Origin of the sequence: Mesorhizobium sp. M0615 (genome assembly GCF_040320805.1) — a bacterium.
In the GTDB taxonomy this organism is placed as follows: Bacteria; Pseudomonadota; Alphaproteobacteria; order Rhizobiales; family Rhizobiaceae; genus Mesorhizobium.
Map to the genome: position 1 here is coordinate 1 of NZ_JAMYQI010000013.1, position 14,425 is coordinate 14,425.

13 protein-coding genes are annotated in these 14,425 nt (G+C 63.7%); 3 read left to right on the forward strand and 10 right to left on the reverse strand.

What is annotated here, in order from left to right:
- Positions 1 to 224 precede the first annotated feature (224 nt).
- Positions 225 to 1,091, forward strand: coding sequence for a glycosyltransferase (locus NKI46_RS22735; RefSeq protein ID WP_023707473.1), 867 nt, complete (start codon positions 225 to 227; stop codon positions 1,089 to 1,091).
- A gap of 237 nt (positions 1,092 to 1,328) precedes the next feature.
- Here the strand turns inward: NKI46_RS22735 and NKI46_RS22740 are convergent, their stop codons facing one another.
- Positions 1,329 to 2,432, reverse strand: coding sequence for a saccharopine dehydrogenase family protein (locus NKI46_RS22740; protein ID WP_352461229.1), 1,104 nt, complete (start codon positions 2,430 to 2,432; stop codon positions 1,329 to 1,331).
- A gap of 150 nt (positions 2,433 to 2,582) precedes the next feature.
- Between NKI46_RS22740 and NKI46_RS22745 the strand changes: the two genes are divergently transcribed.
- Complete coding sequence (locus NKI46_RS22745; protein ID WP_352461230.1) at positions 2,583 to 3,011, forward strand: Lrp/AsnC family transcriptional regulator; 429 nt, start codon at positions 2,583 to 2,585, stop codon at positions 3,009 to 3,011.
- Positions 3,012 to 3,188: 177 nt separating this feature from the next.
- Here the strand turns inward: NKI46_RS22745 and NKI46_RS22750 are convergent, their stop codons facing one another.
- The 5 genes from NKI46_RS22750 to NKI46_RS22770 form a co-directional block, all read right to left on the reverse strand.
- Positions 3,189 to 5,222 (reverse strand): aldo/keto reductase, encoded by a 2,034-nt coding sequence (locus NKI46_RS22750; RefSeq protein WP_352748018.1) that lies wholly within the window; start codon positions 5,220 to 5,222, stop codon positions 3,189 to 3,191.
- A 29-nt stretch (positions 5,223 to 5,251) separates the two neighbouring features.
- Positions 5,252 to 6,331, reverse strand: a complete 1,080-nt coding sequence (locus tag NKI46_RS22755) for an ABC transporter ATP-binding protein (protein ID WP_023726711.1) — start codon at positions 6,329 to 6,331, stop codon at positions 5,252 to 5,254.
- Between the two features lie 13 nt (positions 6,332 to 6,344).
- A complete protein-coding gene (locus tag NKI46_RS22760) occupies positions 6,345 to 7,181 on the reverse strand; it encodes a carbohydrate ABC transporter permease (RefSeq protein ID WP_023672164.1) in 837 nt (278 codons plus the stop codon).
- Positions 7,178 to 8,038 carry a carbohydrate ABC transporter permease gene (locus tag NKI46_RS22765; protein ID WP_023672163.1) on the reverse strand — a complete coding sequence of 287 codons (861 nt, stop codon included), beginning with the start codon at positions 8,036 to 8,038 and terminating at the stop codon, positions 7,178 to 7,180. The genes NKI46_RS22760 and NKI46_RS22765 overlap by 4 nt, the downstream gene beginning before the upstream one ends.
- A gap of 203 nt (positions 8,039 to 8,241) precedes the next feature.
- The gene (locus tag NKI46_RS22770; RefSeq protein ID WP_023726709.1) at positions 8,242 to 9,510 is read right to left on the reverse strand and encodes an ABC transporter substrate-binding protein; all 1,269 of its coding nucleotides are present in this window, start codon (positions 9,508 to 9,510) and stop codon (positions 8,242 to 8,244) included.
- 106 nt (positions 9,511 to 9,616) lie between these two features.
- Between NKI46_RS22770 and NKI46_RS22775 the strand changes: the two genes are divergently transcribed.
- Positions 9,617 to 10,486 (forward strand): helix-turn-helix domain-containing protein, encoded by an 870-nt coding sequence (locus tag NKI46_RS22775; RefSeq protein WP_023706782.1) that lies wholly within the window; start codon positions 9,617 to 9,619, stop codon positions 10,484 to 10,486.
- A gap of 239 nt (positions 10,487 to 10,725) precedes the next feature.
- Here the strand turns inward: NKI46_RS22775 and NKI46_RS22780 are convergent, their stop codons facing one another.
- From NKI46_RS22780 to NKI46_RS22795, 4 genes are all read right to left on the reverse strand, one after another.
- A complete protein-coding gene (locus NKI46_RS22780; RefSeq protein WP_352748021.1) occupies positions 10,726 to 12,114 on the reverse strand; it encodes a HAMP domain-containing sensor histidine kinase in 1,389 nt (462 codons plus the stop codon).
- A 56-nt stretch (positions 12,115 to 12,170) separates the two neighbouring features.
- Entirely contained in the window at positions 12,171 to 12,842 is a 672-nt protein-coding gene (locus tag NKI46_RS22785; protein WP_023740151.1) for a winged helix-turn-helix domain-containing protein, read from the reverse strand.
- A 120-nt stretch (positions 12,843 to 12,962) separates the two neighbouring features.
- Complete coding sequence (locus NKI46_RS22790; RefSeq protein WP_245261217.1) at positions 12,963 to 13,583, reverse strand: cytochrome b; 621 nt, start codon at positions 13,581 to 13,583, stop codon at positions 12,963 to 12,965.
- A complete protein-coding gene (locus NKI46_RS22795) occupies positions 13,584 to 14,384 on the reverse strand; it encodes a COG4705 family protein (RefSeq protein WP_031195614.1) in 801 nt (266 codons plus the stop codon). It lies immediately after the preceding gene.
- Positions 14,385 to 14,425: the final 41 nt, after the last annotated feature.

A 14,425-nucleotide genomic window follows, 5' to 3' on the forward strand; every position in this document is an offset into this window, starting at 1 on the left:
CCAGGCTGGTGTTGTTCTGGGGCTTTCGCTGCCGGAGCTGCTGGGGGGGTTCGGGGCGCTCCTGGTGGGTGGGCGCGCCCTCCTCGCCGACCGTCGGCGCTCCCCCCACCCCGTCTCGCATCTCCGCTTCGCTCCGACCGCGAGCCGACCCTCCCCACAAGGGGGAGGGTGGCCGCCCAGCCGTCGGTTGTCGCAGATCAGCGGAATGTACTAAGTGTCGGTCCATGGACACCGGCCTGAAGAAATACATCGCCATACGCTACAACATCGCCGCTGGCTTCAAGCCAAGCCAGTGGGACGGAAAGGGCCGCGCCAATCTCGACCCGGTCTGGCTGGTCGAGCGCCTGGCGTTGTTCGACACCTATTGCGCGTCGTCGCTCGAAGGCCAGTCGCTGAAGGATTTTACCGTCCTTTTGGCGTTCGATGCCGATACGCACGAGAACTATATTCGCACCGTGTGCAGCTGCGTGGCCGGTGTCGACGTCAGGCCGATCCTTGTCGAGGCCGGCGAGGATTACAATGATCGCTTCAATGCCTTCGTCCAGGCCGATACCGATGCCGACTATGTTTCGCTCACGCGGCTCGACAGCGACGACGCGCTGGCGCCGACCTTCATGGAGCGCGTCGAGCACTACGCGCGCCGGGAGATCGAAAAGCGTGTGGTGGACCTGCAGCCGCTCTACATTGCCTTTCCGGACGGCCAGAATTTCGACACGGCAAGCGGACGCTACACGCACCACGACTATGTCACGTCGGCGTTCGGCACGCTGGTCGAAAGGAGATCGCCGGCGATGAGCGGCGTCTACAGCGAGCACCACGCAAAAATGGCGACGCGCTTCAACACCGTCGTGGCGGCATCGAAGGGCGCGCAATGGTGCATCGTCATCCATGACAACAACGCCGCCAACGTGTTGAGGGGGAAGCCGGTCTCGGGGCCCTCCTTCACGGTGGGCCGACCGGGTGTCGAACCCAAGGTGCCAGCGCGAAGGCAAAGCGCGCCACGACAGGCGACGCAGCCCCGCATGGCGCCGCGGACCGCAGGCAACTTCATCCGGTTTCTGCTCGGACGACCGATGGCTCTGCGGAAGTAGCGGGCGCTTTACCCTCCCCCTTGTGGGGAGGGTCGATCCGCGAAGCGGAGCGGGGTGGGGGTCCTCGCCGACCGTCGGCGCGCAGCCCCCCCCCCCGGGGGGGCGGGGCCGCCCGGGGGCGGGGGGGGGGGGGGGCCTCCTCGCCAACCGTCGGCGCGCACCCCCACCCCGGCTCGCCATCTCCGCTTCGCTCCGATCGCGAGCCGACCCTCCCCACAAGGGGGAGGGTGAAGTAGCTCAGCTTGCCAGCCGGCTCACCATCTCGTGCTGCGCATAAGCGCGCCCAAAACGGTTGGCGAGAAACGCATCCAGCGCGACGTCTTCCTGCTTGACGAAACCGGTCGCCGGCAAGGTGCCGTCGGCCAGCATGTCGAGCACGGCGCAGATGCCGGACGCGGTGGTGATCTGGATTGCGCTGCGCACCTGGTTGCCGATGCGCTGCGAATAGATCTTGTTGGCGTAGGTTTCCTGCAGCAGGCGGCCATTGCGGCGGCCCGAGACGGTGACGAAGACGATGACCACGTCCTGCAGCGTTGCCGGCAGGGCGCTCTCGAAGATATCCTTCAGCACGTCGCGGCGGTGGCGCAGGCCGAGATCGTTAAGCAGCGCCTTCATGATCGCGGCATGGCCGGGATAACGGATGGTGCGGTAGTTCAGCGTGCGCACCTTGCCCTTCAGCGTCTCTGCCAGGGTGCCGAGCCCGCCGGAGGTGTTGAAGGCCTCATAGGTGACGCCGTCGAGCGAGAACTCTTCGCGCTCCTCCAGCGGCGGCACCTCGATCAGCTCGCCCTCGACGATCGCCTCGCAGGGTTCGCAATATTCGTTGATGACGCCGTCGGTGCTCCAGGTCAGATTGTAGTTCAGCGCATTGGACGGGTATTGCGGCAGCGCGCCGACGCGCATGCGAACGCTTTCCAGCGTGTCGAAGCGGCTGGCGAGATCGTTGGCGACGATCGAGATGAAGCCCGGCGCAAGGCCGCATTGCGGAATGAAGGCGCTGTTGCCCGACTTGGCCAGCTCCTTGACGCGGCGGGTGGAGACGACGTCCTCGGTCAAATCGAGATAGTGTACGCCGGTGGCGGCCGCGGCCTCGGCGATGCGAGTGGTCAAATGGAAGGGGGCGGCGCTCAGCACGGCGAAGGCGCCGGCAAGGGCTGCCTCGAGTGCGCCCGGCGCTGCGATATCGAGCTCCAGCCCCTCGACGCCGGCGGGAAGTTCGGCCGCGGCAAGCTGCGCCGCCGCGCGGTCGACAACGGTGACGTGGTAGTCGCCGCTGTCGGCGAGCATGCCTGCAATGGTGGAGCCGATCTTGCCGGCGCCGACGACGATGATTTTCTTCATGACCTTGCCCCTCGTTAAAACTCTTTGGCCCAGACCGCCGCGCGGTGGACGCGATGCCTTCAAGAATCGCAGCTTGCCTGTCGAAAGGAAGCGTGGGATCGTTCGAAATGAACCCTGCAATTGAACGATACGCCGACGAGGTTCGTCGAAATGCTCAGTGACGCCGAACAAAAACTGCTTTCCCTGCTGCGCGCCAATGCCCGCGCGTCGACCACTGAGCTGGCGCGCCAGCTCGGCGTTTCGCGCACGACGGTGCAGAGCCGGATCGAGCGGCTGGAACAGCGCGGCATCATCACCGGCTATGGCGTGCGGATGGCGCCGGACTACGAGCAGGGGCTTGTGCGGGCGCATGTGCTGCTCACCGTCACGCCCAAGCTCGCCGACAAGGTGGTGCGGGCGCTGCAGGCGCTGCCGCCGGTACGGACGCTGCACTCGGTGAGCGGCAATTTCGACATGATCGTCATCGTCGACGCGCCGTCGATCAGGGATCTGGATGCGTTGCTGGACGAGATCGGGGCGATGGACGGGGTCGAGCGGACGTGGTCGTCGATTATTTTGTCGACACGGATCGATCGGTAGGTGGAACGCATGAGCCGCTAATCTCCCCGTACGGGGGAGATGGCCGGCAGGCCAGAGGGGGTCGGTTCGACTGGGCTCGGCCTACCTGCCGCTGCAGAAGGAGGTTAGCGCTCCACGCGAGGCGACCCCCTCTGTCGCCTTCGGCGACATCTCCCCCTCAAGGGGGGAGATTAGCTGCTAAGCCCGCCGCCTTTCCGGCCCGCTATCCAGCCACGCCACATCCTCCGCCGACAGCTTGATATCCAGCGCCTTCAAACTGTCCTCCAACTCGTCCAGCGTGCGCGGGCCGATCAACGGCACCGACGGAAAGGGCTGCGCCAGCACATAGGCGAGCGCGATGTGGATCGGGCTTTTGCCGAGCCGCTGCGCCAGCTCGATGGCACGGTCGCGCCGGCCAAAATTCTTCTCCGAATACCAGACCCGCACCAGCTCCTCATTGTCCTGCTTGTCGCGGCCGGCGCGGTCGGTGAAGAAGCCGCGGCCCTGGCTCGACCAGGCGAAGTTGGGCATCTGCCTTTTCGTCAGCCAGGATTTCCAGTCGTCGGTGGACGAGGTGATGCAGCCGGCCCAGATCGGCTCCAGCATCTCGGCCAGCGAGAAATTGTTGGAGAGCACGCCGGGCTTCTGCTTGCCGGTGCGCTCGGCATAAGCAATCGCCTCGTCCATGCGCGCCATCGTCCAGTTCGAGCCGCCGAACGGGCCACGGATGCGGCCGGCCTTGACCTCGGCGTCCATCGCATCGACGAATTCGCCGACCGGCACATCCGGGTTGTCGCGGTGCATGAAATAGAGGTCGACATGGTCGGTCTGCAGCCGGTCCAACGACTGGGCGAGCTGCTTGCTGATGACGTCGGGATAGCAGAGCGGCGAGTGGGCGCCCTTGGCGATGATCACCGACTGCTCGCGCACGCCGCGATTCCTGAGCCACTGGCCAAGCAGCGTTTCGGTGTAGCCGGCGCCGTAGACATAGCCGGTATCGAACAGATTGCCGCCGGTCTCGAAGAAGGCGTCGAGCAGGATTGCGCCCGACGAGAAGGTGCGGAAATCCTCGAAGCCGAGCGCCACCACGGAGGCCGGCTTCGACAGGCCCGGAATCTTGCGCTTGCCAATGGCCGTGCCGCCGGTGCGCAGCGGCCGGCCCGAAATGGTGTTGGTTCGCTTAGCCGGCTTTTCGATCTCATATTCGAGCCCGACGGCGGCGCGCCATCTGTCGAGGACGCGCAGCGTGCCGAGGCTGTCGGCCCAGCTCATGCCCGGCCAGGCGAACTCCTGTTTGCCGGCCAGGATCGCCTCGCCGGCGGCGTCGACCTCGAAGCAATAGAGATGGCGGGTTTCGTTGACGCTGATGGTATCGCGCGTGTCGTCGGCGAGGATTACATTGATCCGGCCAGGGCCGCCATCGCGGTTGCCGCCGCCGGCGAACCAGAAATCCGGCACTTCGATGCGGCCCTTGGTGCCGAGGATGCGCAGCACATTGTCCTGTTTGAGCGAGATGCTGCAGGATACCTCGGCGACGATGCCACCGGGAAAATGCAGCAGCGCCGAGGCCCATTCGTCGACGCCGGACTTGCCGAGATGGGCGGTGCCGACAACCTTGTCCGGCTCGGCGAAGGGTTTTCCAGTCGCAGCCCCGGCAATCAGCCGCACCATCGAGACGGGATAGCCGCCGACATCGAGGATGCCGCCGCCGGCGAGATCGTTGGCGTAGAGCCGGTGCTCGGGCATGAAGCCCGGCATGGCGAAGCCGAAGCTCGACTTCATCAGCCTGACATCGCCGATGACGCCCGACTTGATGAGTTCCACCAGCTTCGCCGTCTGCGGGTGCAGCCGGTACATGAACGCTTCGCCGAGGAAGGTGCCGGCCTTGCGCGCAGCATGGATCATGGCGTCGGCCTCGAAGGCGGTCAGCGCCAGCGGCTTTTCGCACAGCACATGCTTGCCGGCTTCCGCCGCCTTGATTGCCCATTCGGCATGGCCGGGATGCGGGATGGCGATATAGACGGCATCGACCTCGGGGTCGGCGAGCAGCGCGTCGTAACCGTCGAGGATGCGGGCGCCGGGAAACGTCTCGGCCAAGCCTGCCTTGCCGGGATTGCGGGCGCCGAGCGCCACGATCGTGCCGGTGCGCGAGCCTGCCACGCCGCGGGCGAACGCTTTGGCGATGTCGCCGGGCCCGAGTATCCCCCAGCGGATGGGCGCGGTTGAAGTCATGGTCATTCTCCTTGCAAGGCTGGAAGCGCTCAGCGCAGCCGCTGGCCATTTTCATCGAACAGATAGGATTTGCGGATGGACACGGTGATCTCCTGGGTGTCGGGGACCTTTGCCGCGTCGCGCTGGATCACCAGGTCTTCGCCATGGGCGGTCCTGGCATAGATGAAGCTGGTGCCGCCGAGATGCTCGACCACGTCGATGCCGACGGTGAGGTCGGCGTCGCCTTCGCCGCCATTGCCGAAATGTTCGGGCCGCACGCCGACAATGACCTTGGCTCCTGTTTGCGGCACGGCGCCGGTCAACGGTTGCATAATGCGGGTCTTTTCCTCGCCCACCAGCTCGACGGTGACGCTGCTCGTGTTGCGCCCGACGACGCGGCCCTTGATGAAATTCATCTTCGGCGAGCCGACAAAGCCGGCGACGAACTGGTTGTCGGGATTGTCGTAGAGATCGAGCGGCCGACCGATCTGCTCGACATGGCCGCCGCGCAGCACCACGATCCGGTCGGCGAGCGTCATCGCTTCGGTCTGGTCGTGGGTGACATAGATCATCGTCGTACCGAGCTCCTTGTGCAGGCGCGAGATCTCGACCCGCATCTGGACGCGCAGCTCGGCGTCGAGATTGCTCAGCGGCTCGTCGAACAGGAAGACTTGCGGTTCGCGCACGATGGCGCGGCCGATGGCGACGCGCTGGCGCTGACCGCCGGACAATTGCCTCGGCCGCCGCGCCATCAACTCTGTGATGCGCAGGATTTCGGAGGCCCGCTTCACCCGCCGCTCGGTGTCCTCCTTGGGGTTGCCGGTCATCCTGAGGCCAAAGCTCAGATTCTGCTCCACGCTCATGTGCGGGTAGAGCGCGTAGGACTGGAACACCATGGCGATGCCGCGCTCGGCCGGCTCGACATCGTTCATCACCTTGCCGCCAATGGCGATCTCGCCGCCGCTGATATCCTCCAGCCCGGCGATCATCCTGAGCAGCGTCGATTTTCCACAACCCGACGGGCCGACAAAGACGACGAACTCGCCATCGGCGATATCGATGTTGGCGCCATGGATGATCTCATAGACGCCGAAGCGTTTTACGACATTGGTGAGGGTGACTGCCGCCATATCGCTGTTGTCCCTACTTGACGGCACCGGCGGCGATGCCGGCGATGAAATGGCGCTGCAGCAAAACGAAGACGACCAGCATCGGCACGGTCAGCATGACGGCGCCGGCCATGATGCCGCCCCATGAGACCTTGGTCAGGCCGATCAGCGTGCCGAGCGCCACCGGTGCGGTCATCGCGCCGGGCTGGCTGTTGATCAAAAGCGGCCAGAGATAATTGTTCCACGAGGCTAAGAACAGGATGATGGCGAGTGCGGCCAGCATCGGCCGCGCCAGCGGCAAAGCGACGAACAGGAAGATGCGCCATTCCTTGACGCCTTCGACACGTGCCGCGTCGAAGAGGTCGGCCGGCATCATCGAGAAAGCCTGGCGCATGAACAGCACGCCCAGCGAATTGAACAAAGGCGGGACGATCAACGCAATCCAGGTGTTGGCGAGCTGGAAGTCGCGCGCCACCATGATGAATTGCGGGATCAGCACCACCGCATAGGGCAGCGTGATGGTGCCGAGGATGATCGCCACCACCGCGCCCTTGCCGAAGAACTGATAGCGGGCGAGCGCCCAGCCGGCCATCGAGGTCAGCAGCACCGAGAAGAAGGTGTAGGTCACCGCAACCGCCACCGAAATGCCGATGGCGCCGACGAAATTGGTGTCGCGCTGCAGGTTGTTGAAATTGTCGACGAAATTGCCGTGCGGCAGAAGCTCGATGCCGGGGCTGAAAATGCCGTTGTCGGGCATGGTCGAAAACACCACCATCATCCACAGCGGAAACAGCCAGATCACCGCCAGCGGCGTCAGGACCAGATGCAGCAGGACGCTGCGGCCGAGCCGTCGTTGCGACAGCGAACTCATTTCGGCTCTCTTGTCAGCCACAGCTGCACCAGCGTGATGGCGATGGCCAGCCCCGCCATGGTGTAGGCGACGGCCGAGGCGTAGCCGAAATTGAGCGAACGGAAGCCCTGGCGGTAAAGCAAGAGGCCGAGCGTCTCGGTGCCGCCGCCGGGACCGCCGCGCTCGGTGATCAGGAACGGTTCGGTGAAAAGCTGCATGGTGCCGATGATCGACAGCACGGCGCAAAACACGATGACCGGCTTGAGCAGCGGCAGCGTTATGTAGAAGAACTGCTTGAGCTTGCTGACGCGGTCGAGCGTCGCTGCTTCATAGACGTCCTCGGGGATCGACTGCAGGCCGGCGAGCAGGATGATGGCGTTGTAGCCGGCCCAGCGCCAGGTTACCGCGATCATGATCAGCGCCATGGCCGGTGTGACGTTGGAGAACCAGTCGATCTTGGCCAGGCCGACGCCGGCGAGGAGCTTGTTGATGATGCCGAAATCCAGGTTGAACATCAGCCGGAACACGGCGGAATAGGCGACCTCGCCGACCACCACCGGAGCGAAGAAGGCAAAGCGGTAGAGGCCACGTGCTTTCAGCAGCGGCGAGTTCAGCAGCACCGCCATGATGATCGCCAGCGAGATCATCACCGGCACCTGGATGACGAGGATGAGCAGCGTGTTTTTCAGCGCGTTGAAGAAAGCGGGGTCGCCGATCAGGCGGCCCCAGTTGAACGTCGGCGCAAAGCGCCAGGGCACCGTGCGCGTCGCCTGGAAGGAAATCATGAACGAGGAGATGATCGGCCACACCCAGAAGATGGCAAAGATCAGAAGGTAGGGCGTAAGGAAGCGATAGGCCGTGGCGTTCTGGTAGCGCATGGTTTCCTCCTCCTTCCTCTTTCCCGGTTGATATCCGGCGTGTTGTTAGCCGGCGGACGCCGCCGGCAATTGGCGAACTGTTGGGCGAGAGCGTCCCTTTCCCCGCCACTATACGGGGAGAGGATGCCGGCAGGCAGGTGAGGGGCAGCGCCAACAGTCCGGCAAATTGCCCTATATCTGGCCCGCCAGCATCACCGCCTTGGTCACTTGATCGGCAGTCCCGTCGCCGAAGCGATCTGGCTGGCGGCGTCGTCGAGGGCGGCCTTGGCATCGGGATAGCCGCCGCCGAGATATTTGGTCTGCACGGCGCGCATGATGATTTCGGCGTCGCTCTGGAACGGCGTGCCGCGGCTCGGCACCACCTTGGGCAGCGTGGCGAGAATGTCCTTCCACACCGCCTGGCCGCCCCAATAGGGCAGGCCTTGCGAGACGTAGGGGTCGTCGAGGGCCGAGATCAGTGACGGCACCAGGCCGAAATCCCTGAGCATGGTAATCTGGCCTTCATTGGTCTCGAGCGTGTATTTCAGATAGGCGTAGGCGGCCTCCTTGTTCTTCGAGGCTGAGGTGATGGCGAGCGACGAGCCGCCGAGATTGGCCGCGCGGGGGCCGTCGGCGGTCAGGCTCGGCATTAGGTAGACACCCCATTTGCCGTTTTCGCCGGCGGATTCGGTGCGGATGGTGCCCTCATACCAGCCGCCATAGACCTGGGTGGCGACGGTGCCGGCGGTGTTGTTGGTGATCTTGGTGCCCCAGTCGGCCGACGAGATGATGCCGGCGTCCTTCATGTCCTTGATCTTGGCCAGCGTGTCGACGCATTTCGGCTGGTTGACGGTGATCGACTGCCCATCGGCGGCGAAATAGCCGCAGCCCTGTTCGTTGGAAATCATGCGGAAGAATTCGGTGTCGCCGTTGAAATCGGCATTGGTCATGGTGACGCCGGGATTGGCGGCCTGGACCTTCTTGCCGGCGGCGATGAAATCGTCCCAGGTCTTGATCGAGGCTGGATCGACGCCGGCCTTCTCGTAGAAGTCGCGGCGGTAGAAGGCGGCGACTGGGCCGGAATCCCACGGCATGGCATAGGCCTTGTCGCCGACCTCCAATTCGGTGCGCTTGAAATCCGGGAATTTCTTCTGGTCGTCGGCGGTGTAGCCCAGCGTGTGCAAATCGACGAAGCAATCGGGGAACTGGCTCCAGTAGTTCTCGGCCTCGCCGTTTTCGATCGAGACGATATCGGGCAGGCCGACGCCGCCGGCCGCACAGCCGGCGATCGACTTGTCATAGGTCGGCTGGTTGCCGAGATCCTGAACGGTGACCTTGACGTCGGGATACTGCTTGTTGAAGCCGGCCACCGTGGCCTTCAGCGACGAAGCCGCGATATTCCAGCTCCAGATCGTGATTTCGCCGGACTGCGCCAAAGCTGGGGCTGAGCCCAGGCCAAGCGCCAGCGCGGCACAGATCAGTGTCGTGCGCATTGAAATCCTCCCATTTCATTTGCTCTCTCTTCGCGAGCATGGCTAGACTAGGCGGCGCGGAAGGCTTGTCCCTGACAACGGGAATAAAAGATGGGCGGAAAGTAAGATGCCGGAACGGCCGTTTTACCAGCCTGGCGCCAGCAGCGTCGAAGGCCTGCCGATGGCTTTGCAGATGTTTCACAACCATCCGCTGGTGATGCTGAAGCCGCATTGGCATGCCCAGGTCGAGGTCAATTTCATCGTCCGCGGCAGCGTGCACTACCGCATGAACGAGCACGAGATCGCGCTCACGGCGGGCGACATGTGCCTGTTCTGGGGCGGGCTGCCGCACCAGATGGACGATCTCTCCGACGACGCCATCTATGCCGGCGCGCATCTGCCGCTGGTGCATTTCTTCCGCCTGCACCTGCCGACGGATGTCCGCCACCGGCTGATGACCGGCGCCACGCTGGTGACATCGGCGACCGACCAGGCCGACCATCACAATTTCGAACGCTGGAACCGCTATTTCCGCTCGGGCGATCCGGCGATAACCGAGCACGCCGTGAACGAGCTGCTGCTGCGGTTGGAGCGGGTGCGCTTCGAGCCCTACCGGCTGGTGCCGGAAACCGCCATCGGCCAGGAACCCGGCGGCCCGTTCGACCAGCAATCGCTGCGCAATGTCGGGCGCATGTGCGACTTCATCGCCGAGAATTTCCTCTACGACATAGACTGCGTCGACATTGCCGCTGCCGCCGACATCCACCCCAAATACGCCATGAGCATTTTCAAGAAATCGACAGGCATGACGCTCAACGAATATATGAATCTGCTGCGGCTGAGCTACGCGCAGGCGCTGCTGATGCATGAAGACGCCAATGTGCTGCGCGTCGCCATGGATTCAGGCTTTGGCTCGCTCAGCGCCTTCAACAAATCCTTCCGCAAGCTGGCAGGGATGTCGCCCTCGGATTTTCGCCGGGGTGCGGTGGGCCGATAGGTTCGACGGTCATCTTGATCAACCCGCAGCCGTTCCGGGTTGAAACATGTGCAAGGCTAATCGCGACCGCCTTTGTCGGATGCGATCATCAACTTGGAGAAAGTTGTCAGCGACTTCGCGTTTCATGAGCGCCTTCCCCCACTCCGTCGCTGCTTCGCAGCGCCACCTCTCCCCCGTCGATCGGGGGAGAGGTGTCGAGCGAAGCTCGACGGAGTGGGGTCGACCTGGCTCTGGCGTTGTCATTTCAAGCCGGGACCGGTGCCCTCCGCCCGAGGAAACCCGACAATTACCGCCAGCCCAGGCCGGCGATCCTCCAGCGCAATCGTTGCACCATGCAGGTCGGCGATGGCCCGCACCAGGCTGAGGCCAAGGCCGCTGCCGGGCGTGGTGCGGCTGGAGTCGAGCCGGTAGAGCCGCTGGAACACTTTTTCGCGCTCCTGCGCCGGGATGCCGGGGCCATTGTCGGCGACCTCAGCCAGAATGCGGTCGCCTTGCCGCCGCACCGATAGAAGGATCGCCGTGCCATCGGGGCAATGCCGCAGCGCGTTCTCAACCAGATTGGCAAACAATTGCGTCAGCAGGTCGCGATCGCCGTGAACCAGGCATGGCGTGCCGTGAACGATCGTGGCCGACAGCGACTTGCCGTCATCCTCGGCGACACCGGCATAAATTTCGGCAATGGCATCGATGACGCCGTTGAGGTCGAGATCGACAAAGCGCGCCTTGCGGGCGCCGGCCTCGATCTGGGCAATACGCAACAGCGCATCGAAAGTCTCGTTGATCTGCAGGCTTTCCCCTCGTGCCTCCGCCAGCTCATTGGCAACTGCCTCACCCCGCGCCGTCCTGTCGGCGGCAGCCTCCAAAATCATCTGCAGCCGGTTGAGCGGCGTCTTCAGATCATGCGCGATGTCGGCGCTGACCTGGCGCATGCCGTCGACCAGGGCCGCCAGCCGCTCCAGCGCGGCGTTGACCTGGCGCGAGACGCCGTCAATGTCGTCGCCATTGCCGAGCAGTGGAATGCGGGCGTCGAGCCGGCCGTTGGAGACATCGTCCATGGTGGCGGCTATGCCGTCGAGGCGGCGCTGCACGCGCGACGCCAGCAGGGCGCCGCCGGCCACCCCAAGGCCGGAAATGATCAGGGTGGCCCAACCGAAGCTCATCAGCACGATGTTTTCCAACTCCCTTATCTCAGACAGCGAGAAGGCGACGGTCAGGCTGTTCGGCCCGACCGAACCGGACCAGGCGCGGTACATGGTACCGGGCGTCACATCGGGCAGGGACGCTGCAAAATCGGAAAAGCCATCCGGAAGGTCGGCGGCAGTGAAATTCCCGGCCAGATGATTGCCGGCGGGATCGGTGAGCGAGAACAGCTGTTCCTTGCTCGGGCTGAGCGCGGCGTGGCTGTCGACTGCCGAAACCAGATCCTCCCGGTCGTTTCCGGCATAGGTCACCGCCACGACCGAATAGGTCTCCTTGACCGACTGGTCGAGCTGCTCGGCAAGATCCGCGCTCATCAGCTGGTAGACGATGGCGCCTGACAGGATGAAGGCGAGCACGAACAGCAAGGCGAAGGTCAGGGCCAGCCGAAACGGCGTGCTGCGCAGCAGGCGAGAGCCTGTCTCAGTCATAGTGCGTTTCAGTCATGGCAAGCTTCAGTCATGGCAAGTTTCTGTCATGCCGCGCCTCAGTCGTGAACACTGTAGCCAGTGTTGCGCACGGTGTGGATCAACGTGGTTTCGAACGGCCTGTCGATCTTGGCGCGCAGCCGGCTGATATGGGTTTCGACGACGCTGGTCTTGGGGTCGAAGTGAAAATCCCAGACGCGTTCCAGAAGCATGGTGCGGGTGATGACGCGGCCCTCGCCGCGCATCAGCACTTCGAGCAGGCTGAATTCGCGCGGCTGCAGGTCGATCGCCTGGCCCTGCCTGGTGACGCGGCGCTGGATCAGGTCCATTTCGAGGTCTGCGATGCGCAGCGTCGTCTTCAGCTCCTGCACCGCAGGGCGACGGCCGAGCGCGTTGATGCGGGCGAGCAGTTCGGAAAAGGCGAATGGCTTGACGAGATAGTCGTCGCCGCCGGCCTCAAGCCCTTCAACCCTGTCGTCGACGCCGCCGACCGAGGTCAGAAAGATCGCCGGCGTGCGCACGCCCGCCGCCCGCACCGCCTTGATCATCGACAGGCCGTCGAGGCCGGGCAGCATGCGGTCGACGACGATCACGTCATAGGCGTCGCGTGTCGCGGCAAACAGCGCGTCATGCCCGTCGCGCAGCAGATCGCAGACATGCCCGGCTTCGCTCAGGCCCTTGACGACATAGTCTGCGGTCCTGGGGTCATCCTCAACAAGGAGAAGTCGCATCTCTGTTCCGGTCTGTTGCCGAGGCTTTGCCAGAGCGGCATGCTAGCACCGGCGGCGGTCCGTTCCTAGAATATCCGCCGGCGCCTGGTCGCTCGTGGTCGTTGCACATGTCCATAAGTGTCATCCGACCGGATCGCGCGCAGGGACAAGCATCCTGCGCAGCACGGCGTCTTTCAGAATAAAATGATGGAAGAGTGCCGCACCGGCATGAATGCAGATCAGAACGATGAATACCGGCTTTGCCCAAGTATGGACATCGCCCATCCAGCTCCAAACATAAAAGGCCAGAAGCCCGGAAACAGGAGCGGCAACGAGAAGGCCATAGAACAGCGCATGCGTTGTGCGTGAGGCGAAAGCCATCCATTTCGGCATTGTGGATTGCGGCTTGGGCGCACCGATGAAGAGGCGGACGGCCAGTCGCACGAACACCAGCAACAGGATCGCCAGGCCTACCCAGTAATGGGCGGACCCCATGGTCTGCCCGTAGGACGACAGTTGGCGTCTGTCCGCTGCCGCATCGACATAGATTGTCATGTTTTCGCCGAACAGGAGCTGGAACAGGACAAGCGCCGCTATCATCCAATGCAGGCTAATTTGGAGGCCGCTATAACCGGATTTCCTGGAGTTCATTCTTCCGTCCATGAGGTGAGCGCGATAGCTGCCCAGGGCGACCCACGGCAGGGATCCATTGACGTTTTGGCGCGTTCTCGTCGCGTCAAGCGGGCGTGCAGGTGCTTGCATCTACTCCGATTCAAGCAGGATTTTGTCGGCCTCGCCGGTGCCCTTCTTCAGACTCATATAGAGAACGAGGGCGACGATGCAGCCCAGGAAGATCATGCTGGTGAAGGTGGTGCCGAAGCCGAGGCCGCCATATTCGACCGGCTGCGACAGCAGGTCGCCGAACGAGGCGCCAAGCGGCCGCGTCAGGATGTAGGCCAGCCAGAAGGCGAGGATGGCGTCGAGGCCGAAGGCGAAATAGCCGAGGGCGATGAAGACGATGACCGCGCCGAACAAGAAGCCAGTCGTGAGATAGCCAATGTCGAACGTCTCGGCGACAAGGTCGCCGGCCGCGGTGCCGAGCGAAAAGGTGAACAGGATCGCCAGCCAGTAGAAGATCTCGCGCCTGGTGGTGACGATCGTATGGATGGAGAGCGTTCTTTCGCTGGCGTACCAGACCGCGAATGTCGCGGCGAGCAAGACCGTGAAGGCGATCGTGGTGGTTTGCAGACGGACGCCCAAATTGTCGACCAGATTGTCGGTGATCAGGGTGCCGACGACGCTGATCAGCACCACCGCCAGCCAATAGGCCCATGGCACATAACGCTTCTGCGCGAATTGCAGCGCCAGCGCGACGACAAGGATGCCGGTCATGATCAGCGAGGTGACGGTCAGTCCGAAGCCAAGATTGACGGCCAGATAGTCGGCCGCCGTCTCGCCCATGGTGACCGCCAAAAGCTTGATTAGCCAGAATTCGACGGTGACATCGGGGACCCTGTTGGGTGATGCCAGTGCGGCGGGTGCAGTGCTTGCAGACAAGAGCATGATGGGATCCTTGTCGTTTCGGCGGGGACGGGCCTATTCCC

What these genes read in the sequence shown, in the direction of transcription:
- NKI46_RS22735 (WP_023707473.1), top strand. Translation starts at nt 225, where the DNA reads ATGGACACCGGCCTGAAGAAATACATCGCCATACGCTACAACATCGCC.
- NKI46_RS22740 (WP_352461229.1), bottom strand. Translation starts at nt 2,432, where the DNA reads ATGAAGAAAATCATCGTCGTCGGCGCCGGCAAGATCGGCTCCACCATT.
- NKI46_RS22745 (WP_352461230.1), top strand. Translation starts at nt 2,583, where the DNA reads ATGCTCAGTGACGCCGAACAAAAACTGCTTTCCCTGCTGCGCGCCAAT.
- NKI46_RS22750 (WP_352748018.1), bottom strand. Translation starts at nt 5,222, where the DNA reads ATGACTTCAACCGCGCCCATCCGCTGGGGGATACTCGGGCCCGGCGAC.
- NKI46_RS22755 (WP_023726711.1), bottom strand. Translation starts at nt 6,331, where the DNA reads ATGGCGGCAGTCACCCTCACCAATGTCGTAAAACGCTTCGGCGTCTAT.
- NKI46_RS22760 (WP_023672164.1), bottom strand. Translation starts at nt 7,181, where the DNA reads ATGAGTTCGCTGTCGCAACGACGGCTCGGCCGCAGCGTCCTGCTGCAT.
- NKI46_RS22765 (WP_023672163.1), bottom strand. Translation starts at nt 8,038, where the DNA reads ATGCGCTACCAGAACGCCACGGCCTATCGCTTCCTTACGCCCTACCTT.
- NKI46_RS22770 (WP_023726709.1), bottom strand. Translation starts at nt 9,510, where the DNA reads ATGCGCACGACACTGATCTGTGCCGCGCTGGCGCTTGGCCTGGGCTCA.
- NKI46_RS22775 (WP_023706782.1), top strand. Translation starts at nt 9,617, where the DNA reads ATGCCGGAACGGCCGTTTTACCAGCCTGGCGCCAGCAGCGTCGAAGGC.
- NKI46_RS22780 (WP_352748021.1), bottom strand. Translation starts at nt 12,114, where the DNA reads ATGACTGAGACAGGCTCTCGCCTGCTGCGCAGCACGCCGTTTCGGCTG.
- NKI46_RS22785 (WP_023740151.1), bottom strand. Translation starts at nt 12,842, where the DNA reads ATGCGACTTCTCCTTGTTGAGGATGACCCCAGGACCGCAGACTATGTC.
- NKI46_RS22790 (WP_245261217.1), bottom strand. Translation starts at nt 13,583, where the DNA reads ATGCAAGCACCTGCACGCCCGCTTGACGCGACGAGAACGCGCCAAAAC.
- NKI46_RS22795 (WP_031195614.1), bottom strand. Translation starts at nt 14,384, where the DNA reads ATGCTCTTGTCTGCAAGCACTGCACCCGCCGCACTGGCATCACCCAAC.